Origin of the sequence: Litorivivens sp. (assembly GCF_041625495.1) — a bacterium.
Classification (GTDB): domain Bacteria; phylum Pseudomonadota; class Gammaproteobacteria; order Pseudomonadales; family Spongiibacteraceae; genus Litorivivens.
In genome coordinates, this window is the sequence record NZ_JBFJTH010000175.1 from 1 (window position 1) to 7642 (window position 7642).

Here is a 7642-nt window from a genome sequence, read left to right on the forward strand (position 1 = left end):
CACTGAAATCAGAATCACTACCAGCACTAAAATGATTACCAATAAGCCACCCACCCGCTTCATAGTATCTCCGCCCACACAACCGATAATCTAACGCTTTAAATATGTCTTGAAAGTGCTAAACGTGCACTATGACATACCGCGTAACACAATACTTTACCTCAAGCAGACTACAATGGTATTGGTTTCTACCGTGTAACCAATTAATTTCTAATCATTATTTTCCGTTCATTTTGGCTGACAGGCGTAATAATTTTCGCTTAAACTCTACCTAGAAACGCAAAATGAGGTGAGCCATGGCAGGCGAGACACGATGGGGCAAAAGAAGTCGACTGGATGACCCGGATCAGGCGAGAAATCATATACTTTCTGCCACCTACCACGTGGTTACCAATAAAGGGGTCGATAAAACCACGATTTCTGAAATTGCAAAACAAGCCAAAGTTTCCCGACCTACCATATACCGTTACTTTGATAGCCGCGATGAAATCATTCAATGCTTGCTGAACAAACGGCAGGGAGATTTTTTTGAGCGCATGTATGAGGAAACCCTGCGATATCGCAACGACTTCCCCCGCCTGGTGGAGGAATTGCTTTGCTTTGCACAACAGTTCGCAGCCCGAAACAGAGCCTCAGATTTGGTGTCTGGCCCAAATGCAGGAAGAATGGTCAATTATTTTCCCAGCGACGAAGCTGAACGCCATTTTGCAAAAATTCTCGACGAGCCCTATCAGAACTATCGTTATACAACAGGCAATGTTGTCGATTTAGAAAGCCTGAAAGGCTTTCTGGGCGTCATGATGCTGTCTATTCGCCTGTACCCCTACAAAAACCACGAAACCCTGCGCAATCAGTTACAGGCCATCATGGCACTTGGGCGCACAGCAAGCCGCGAGGAATCAACAAAAACCTTCGACAGCCTGAAGAAAAACACCATGAGAAATTCTCGCTAGGGTCAGAACGGCCAGATAAGCGGGACAATCAATACAGTCACAACCCCTACCGCCAACGTCAACGGCACACCGATTTTCACGAAGTCCTGAAACTGATAGTTACCTGGGCCGTACACCATCAGATTGGTCTGATAACCGATCGGGGTTGCAAAACAGGTCGACGCGCCAATCATCAGGGTAACCGCCAGCGGCTCTGGCGCCACCCCCAAGCCCTGACTCGCGGCAATGGCCACAGGAAACAGAATGACCGCAGCAGCCATATTGGAAATCACGGCGGAAAAAGCTGCTGTCAGTGCAAACAGGCTAATCAGCAAGCCCACCGGCGAGCCAGCCGATGCACCAATAATCACTTCGGCGATACTTTGTGCTGCGCCGGTTTTATCCATCGCGCTACCGAGCCCAATCGACGCGGCGATAACCAGTAACACTTCCCAATCAATACTGCGTCGAGCGTCGCGTATTCGCACACAGCGCGTCAGCACCAGCATGGCCGCCGCGAGCAAAGCCGCCTTAAACATGCTGAGCAAGCCGGTGCCTACCACCGCGACCATTCCCAGCAGAATAAAGCCTGAGGTACCACGCTGCTCATGACGAACCGGCCGGGAGTTCTCAATTTTGCTAACCAGCAGGAAATCGCGGGAATAACGCTGATTTTCGACAAAATCTTCGTGGGTCTCCAGTAGCAGCGTATCCCCCGGACGCAACTCTACCCCGCCGATCTTGGTTTTCAAATGCTGGCCATCACGGGAAATGGCAATAATCGCAGCACCATAGTGATTGCGAAACCCCATATCGCGCACGCTCTTCCCCACAAAGGGGAAGTTCGGCGAAATCACTACTTCCACCAAACTGCGGGCCGACTGCCGGGTATCGAGCTTAAACACCTGATCATCAGCCACGCGCAGACCATGAATATTTTTGAGATCAACCACGGATCGCACGTCACCGGCGAAAATCAGTCGGTCATCGCCTTCCAGTGTTTCACGCGGCGACACCGCCGTCAGAATACGCCCCTTGCGATCAATCTCTATCAAGAACATGCCCGGCAATTGCCGGAGTCCGGCGTTTTCAATGCTTTTTCCCACCAGTGGACTACCCGGCTCCACCAGCATTTCCACCACATATTGCCGCGCGTCTTCAAAGCGCTGGGCCTCACCTTTGCGGTCCGGTAACAGCCAACGGCTGGTGGCAATAGTCAGCCCCAGAACAACCAGCGTACAGGGTATACCCACCCAGGCCAGATCAAACAGGGCAAGGCCATCCACCCCCGGCTGCTTCTTGAGCATATCGTTGACGACCAGATTGGTACTGGTACCCACCACCGTACAGGTGCCCCCGATAATGGCGGCATAGCTCAGCGGAATCATCAACTGGGAGCTGGAAATATTGTTGCGTCGCGCCCAGTCGCGCACGGCGGGCACCATCATCGCCACAACCGGTGTGTTATTGAGCACTGAACTGAACACGGCCACGGGCGCCATCAGTCGCAGTTGCGCGCTGGCTACATTTTTGGGCCGTCCCAGCAGGTTATAGGATATCCAGCTGACCACGCCGGTGTCCGACAAGGCTTGGGCAACCACAAACAGCACCGCAACCGTGGCCAGACCTTCACTGGCAGCGCCCGCCAGGGCTTCCGAAGGCGTGAGAATATTGGCAAAAACCAACACAGCAACGCCAGCCAGCAAAACCATATCGGCGGGTAGGCGGGTCGTGATCAGCAGACTGAAGCAGCCGGCAATAACCAGCAGCGTGGCAATAGCGTCAGGGCCAAGCACCGAACTACACTCGGTGGGTAAAGAAGTCGGTAAACTGGTCGACGAACTGACTCAGCTGGTCCGCCGGCAAATCATTCACACCGGCAGCCGCAGCACGGCCTCCGCCAGTGGGAAACTGCCGACACAGCTCATCAGCACCGGTTTTGTTATTCAGCGGCGCTCTCACGCTGATCAAATAATTACCGTTATCCTTAACTGTCAGCACAGCGTGAGCCCGATCCGGGCTACCGTTGGCCAGATCATTGCTGTAAACACCGCTAACCCGTCGAGCCCAGGCTTCATTGGGCAACACAAACACGGCCGCCGAATCCGTTACCGATTGCGGGCCAATATTGGCAGCGGCCGACATATCCGCCTGGTAGCCCTGCTCAAGCTTTTCGAAGGCTGCGCGGTTGTCGGAAATAAAATCAAATGGCGATGCGTAATCCGCTACCTGCCGGTACAGATCCGCCGGGTGAAAGTGCAAATCCTCGAGCTGAGAGCCATAGCCGTTGTAATTGATGTAGATCCCGAGATTCTCCAGCTGCTCAAGCTGCTGCGCATTCAGGTTCAGCGGTTTAGCTGCCGCGAGCGCACTCTTTTTCAGGTTGTCGCCAAACGCCCCGACGACCGCCCATTGAGCAAACTGTCCTTGCAGATACCCATTCACCAAAAGGCTTGTACAAACATCCGACGCGGTATTGATCAGCGCGGTCAGATTGGCATGCTCGGGGATGTCACCAGCAAAATGATGATCCGAGTAGAAGACTGACGCCCCCTGCTCCAGTACACGCATCAGGCTTTTCTTGTTTTTGTCCATGGATACATCGAGGACAGTGATCTGGTCACCCGCACCGGCGGTCACCTGATCCAGCAGCTCAATGTCTCGTTTAACACCCGTAATCAGTTGAGCATCCCGCGGCTCGGCGTTGCGTAATTGCACCAGTGAGCAAATACCATCAGCATCGCCATTAAAAACATCGAACGCCGCCATCATTCTTTCCCTATCACTGTAAAAAACCGCCACAGAATAGCATAGCGCCCTGACCTCGCCCAACAACCGTTTGGGTTAAGGTGAGCAATAGAAAAGCCGCACTGAGGCGGCTTCCCTGTTTCGGACCTGTTACTTCAGAACGATACGGTCGCGGTTCTTTTGCAGAACCACAGCGCCGACACCCTTCACGTCGGCCAGTTGCTCAACCGACGAGAAAGCACCGTGCGCTTCACGCCACTTAACAATTTCTCGCGCACGCACCTCACCAACCCCGATCAGGGATTCAGCGAGTGTTTGTGCGTCTGCAGAATTGATATTGACGGTCGCGGGCGCATCGGCCCCGAAGGCGAAACCACTGATGAGAACTAGAGAAAGGAAAAGGCTTTGCAGCCATACTGGCAATTTCATAACACACTCCTTTGTGTCGTATTTAAGTTACATCTTCAGACTTGCCAGCATCAGGGCTGGCAATTTCAGTGCCGTTGCGGCCCGATCAGTTTAGCGGTAGCCCAGCTCTGCAGCAATCTGTTTCAAGGCATTCATTGGCGATTCCGCGCGGGTGATTGGCCGGCCAATTACGAGGTAGTCACTGCCACTGTCTATCGCCTGTGACGGCGTTGCCACCCGCCGCTGATCACCCTGCTCGCTGTCGAGTGGACGAATACCCGGTGTTACCAGGCAAAAGTCAGCGGAGATCACCTTGCGCAGCATGGTCGTCTCACGCGCTGAGCACACCACACCATCCATACCGCAATTTTCTGCCAGTACCGCGAGCTCGCTAACCTGCTCTTCCAACGCCCGGCTAACGCCCACCTGCATCAATTCTGCCTGTTCCATGCTGGTAAGTACGGTTACCGCCGTTAACAAGGGTGCGTTTTCGCCCAGTGGCTCTAATGCAGCGCGCGCTGCCTCCATCATTCGCGGCCCGCCACTGGCATGCACATTAACCATCCACACGCCCAGCTCAGCTGCCGCGCTCACGGCGGCGGCGACGGTATTGGGGATGTCGTGAAACTTCAGGTCGAGAAACACATCAAAACCGGCATTTACCAAGGCCTTGACCAGTACCGGCCCTTCACGGGTAAACAATTCCTTCCCGACCTTCACCCGGCACAGCTTAGGGTCCAACTGCTCTGCAAGGCTCAATGCCGGTCCAGAAGCCGGAAAATCCAAGGCGACGATAATGGGGGATAACTCTGACAACGTACTACTCCTGAAAATCTCTATGGGTTCGGTTAATGCCGCTCAATCACCTTCCGCGCCGCGAATAGGCGCTGTTCGCCCCCAGTGCTTGCAGGTTGGGCACAGCCAGTGCAGCTGATGACCGGCAAATCCGCAGTGATCACACTGGTAGGTTGGCTTGGCTTCCAGTAATTCGGTCAACATACGCTGCAACACGGTCAAATTTTCCCGCGCGGAATCGCTGGCTTTGGGCGCCTGGAAGTTTATCACCTGCAGCAGCCCACGCAGTGTGGGGCGCCGCTTTAATTGCTCCGCCAGATACACTTCGGCCTGCTCATCCGGTTGGTGCTTGTCGATCAACTCAACCAATTTGAGCAGTATCGAGCTGCTGGGATACTCCTCATAGCAAGCCCTGAGATAGCTTAGATATTCCATCTCCTCGCCACGCTTGCGATAAGCTATATGCAACGGCTCCAGCACCTCACTGAGGTATAGCCGGTTCTGGTTAAACACTCGCTTGAAGGTTTTGATCGCCGCCTGTGTGTTACCGCTATCGAGCTCCAGCTGCCCGAGCGTGATGGTGGCACGTACACAATTGCGGTCATAGCTCAGCGCCTGCTTCAGATCCCTGCGAGCCGAGTGGAAGTCATTGGTCGCATAGGCAATGTCAGCCTTTTCGCAGCAGAAGTGCGCAAGACATCGAAAAATATCGTCGTCAGACACGGCTCCGGGGCGCAACCAGCCCTTTTTCGGCACCAGCTGTTTACCAACGTCGATAGCGCTGTCCCACTCCTTTTCGTCTTGGTAGATCTCCAGCAAGTGGCGCAGAGCAGTGCTTCTCCAGCCCGGGGATTGCTGCACCAGATCCTTGAGCATACGCTCGGCCCGATCCAGCAAGCCGGCACTGATATAATCGCGCGCCAGCTCCATATGTACCTGATGCAACTGATCTCCACCCAGATTGGGCCGTGCCAGAAGGTTCTGGTGAATCCGTATGGCCCGATCAACCTCCCCTTTTCGACGCAGCAAGGTGCCAACGGCCAGATGGGTTTCCAGCGTATCGCGATTCACTTCAAGAGAGTTTACGAAACTGTCGATCGCCACATCGGGCTGTTCGTGCAGCAGGAAGTTCAGCCCCTGATAGTATTGGGTACTGGGCTGGGCATCGTCGGAACCACCACTGTCGCGTGGCTGGCGATTCCAGCGGCCAAGCGACCACCCGATAGCAATAGCCACCGCTAGCAGTAGCACCTGGCTTAAGTCTGGCATAGTTATGAAGTCGCAGACCCCGATCGCAGCTGAGCGACTTCTTTTTCAAGCTTGGCCAGCTTGCGGCACACACCCTGGTGTTGGGCTTTTATCTGCAGCAAACGAATCATACAGATCAACAGCCCCGCCCCGCCACCGGCGACAAAGGCGGCGACGATCCAGATCGACACCCGCAGTTCAGGCAGTTTGACGAAGAGCAGGTCCAGCGGGACTCGCGCGTCGTTTTCCACCGAGAAGGCAGCGCCAAAAAACACTAACGCCAGTATGAACAGTACGAACAGAAGCTTTTTCAAGAGACCCATGGGCTTTACCTAAAAAAAACGGCATGGCCATTTGACCATACCGCTTCTACATTCATTTCACCAGAGGCTATCAGTTTTTCTCCAAGCCTAAATTCACCCGCTCGCGCATTTCCTTACCGGGCTTGAAGTGCGGAACGTATTTTCCCGGCAATTGCACCGTTTCGCCTGTTTTGGGGTTTCGTCCCTGGCGCGGCGCCCGATAATGAAGGGAAAAACTGCCAAAACCACGGATCTCAATGCGTTCACCCGTCGCCAATGTCTCAGACATATGCTCGAGCATCGTTTTTACCGCCAGCTCGATGTCCTTGTGTGATAGCTGGGTTTGCATACCCGCTATCAGGTCTATCAGTTCTGATTTGGTCATAGCGATATTCCGTTATTTCGCTACAAGATTAGTAGTAACTGCCCGATTTCTCAAGGGTTTTAGTCGAAGTACCACTCAAGGAGGCACAAAAAAGGGCGCCGTAGCGCCCTTTTCCTGGTTCAGGTGTTACTGCAGGACTTAGTCTTTGTCCATCTGCGCCTTGATCAGGTCGCCGATAGTACCGGGACTGGCTGATTCTGTGCCCTGCTCGCGCAGGCTCTTCACAGCCTCTTTCTCGTCTGCAATATCTTTCGCTTTGACAGAAAGGTTAATGATGCGATTTTTACGGTCAATATTGATGATTTTGACCTCGATGTCATCACCTTCTTTCAAGGCATTGCGGGCATCTTCCACGCGGTCACGGCTGATTTCAGAGGCTTTCAGAATGCCTTCGATCTCTTCCGCCAGAACCACTACAGCCGCCTTCGCATCAACTTCCTTGATGGTGCCTTTAACGATGCTGCCCTTGTCGTTCAGGTTCACGTAGTTGGAGAACGGATCGTCTTCCAGCTGCTTGACACCCAGGGATATACGCTCGCGCTCGGGATCGATAGACAGGATAACGGTCTCGATCTCGTCGCCTTTTTTGAAGTTGCGAACGGCTTCTTCGCCTGTCTCGTGCCAGGAAATATCTGACAGGTGAACCAGGCCGTCGATGTTGCCTTCCAGACCAATGAAGATACCGAAGTCAGTGATGGACTTGATGGCACCGCTGATCTTGTCACCTTTGCTGTAAGTGGCAGCAAATGCATCCCAGGGGTTCTGTTGACACTGCTTGATGCCCAGAGAGATACGACGACGCTCTTCGTCAATATCCAGAACCA

9 protein-coding genes are annotated in these 7642 nt (G+C 53.7%); 1 reads left to right on the forward strand and 8 read right to left on the reverse strand.

Features of this window, described 5'->3' with window-relative positions:
* Positions 1-296: 296 nt before the first annotated feature.
* A complete protein-coding gene (locus ABYP39_RS15875; RefSeq protein WP_372783503.1) occupies positions 297-953 on the forward strand; it encodes a TetR/AcrR family transcriptional regulator in 657 nt (218 codons plus the stop codon).
* Positions 954-955: 2 nt separating this feature from the next.
* Here the strand turns inward: ABYP39_RS15875 and ABYP39_RS15880 are convergent, their stop codons facing one another.
* The 8 genes from ABYP39_RS15880 to ABYP39_RS15915 all read right to left on the reverse strand — a co-directional run.
* Complete coding sequence (locus tag ABYP39_RS15880) at positions 956-2728, reverse strand: SLC13 family permease (protein ID WP_372783507.1); 1773 nt, start codon at positions 2726-2728, stop codon at positions 956-958.
* A 4-nt stretch (positions 2729-2732) separates the two neighbouring features.
* On the reverse strand, positions 2733-3701 hold the full coding sequence (locus tag ABYP39_RS15885; protein WP_372764233.1) for a DHHA1 domain-containing protein: 969 nt from the start codon (positions 3699-3701) through the stop codon (positions 2733-2735).
* A gap of 129 nt (positions 3702-3830) precedes the next feature.
* Entirely contained in the window at positions 3831-4109 is a 279-nt protein-coding gene (locus tag ABYP39_RS15890; RefSeq protein WP_372748916.1) for a ComEA family DNA-binding protein, read from the reverse strand.
* 90 nt (positions 4110-4199) lie between these two features.
* Positions 4200-4904, reverse strand: coding sequence for an orotidine-5'-phosphate decarboxylase (pyrF, locus tag ABYP39_RS15895; protein WP_372748917.1), 705 nt, complete (start codon positions 4902-4904; stop codon positions 4200-4202).
* 42 nt (positions 4905-4946) lie between these two features.
* A complete protein-coding gene (gene lapB, locus ABYP39_RS15900; protein WP_372783509.1) occupies positions 4947-6152 on the reverse strand; it encodes a lipopolysaccharide assembly protein LapB in 1206 nt (401 codons plus the stop codon).
* 2 nt (positions 6153-6154) lie between these two features.
* A complete protein-coding gene (locus ABYP39_RS15905; protein WP_372748919.1) occupies positions 6155-6454 on the reverse strand; it encodes a lipopolysaccharide assembly protein LapA domain-containing protein in 300 nt (99 codons plus the stop codon).
* Between the two features lie 70 nt (positions 6455-6524).
* Positions 6525-6818, reverse strand: a complete 294-nt coding sequence (gene ihfB, locus ABYP39_RS15910) for an integration host factor subunit beta (protein ID WP_372748920.1) — start codon at positions 6816-6818, stop codon at positions 6525-6527.
* Between the two features lie 138 nt (positions 6819-6956).
* The coding region (locus ABYP39_RS15915) for a S1 RNA-binding domain-containing protein (RefSeq protein ID WP_372783511.1) at positions 6957-7642 on the reverse strand (686 nt) is incomplete at its 5' end.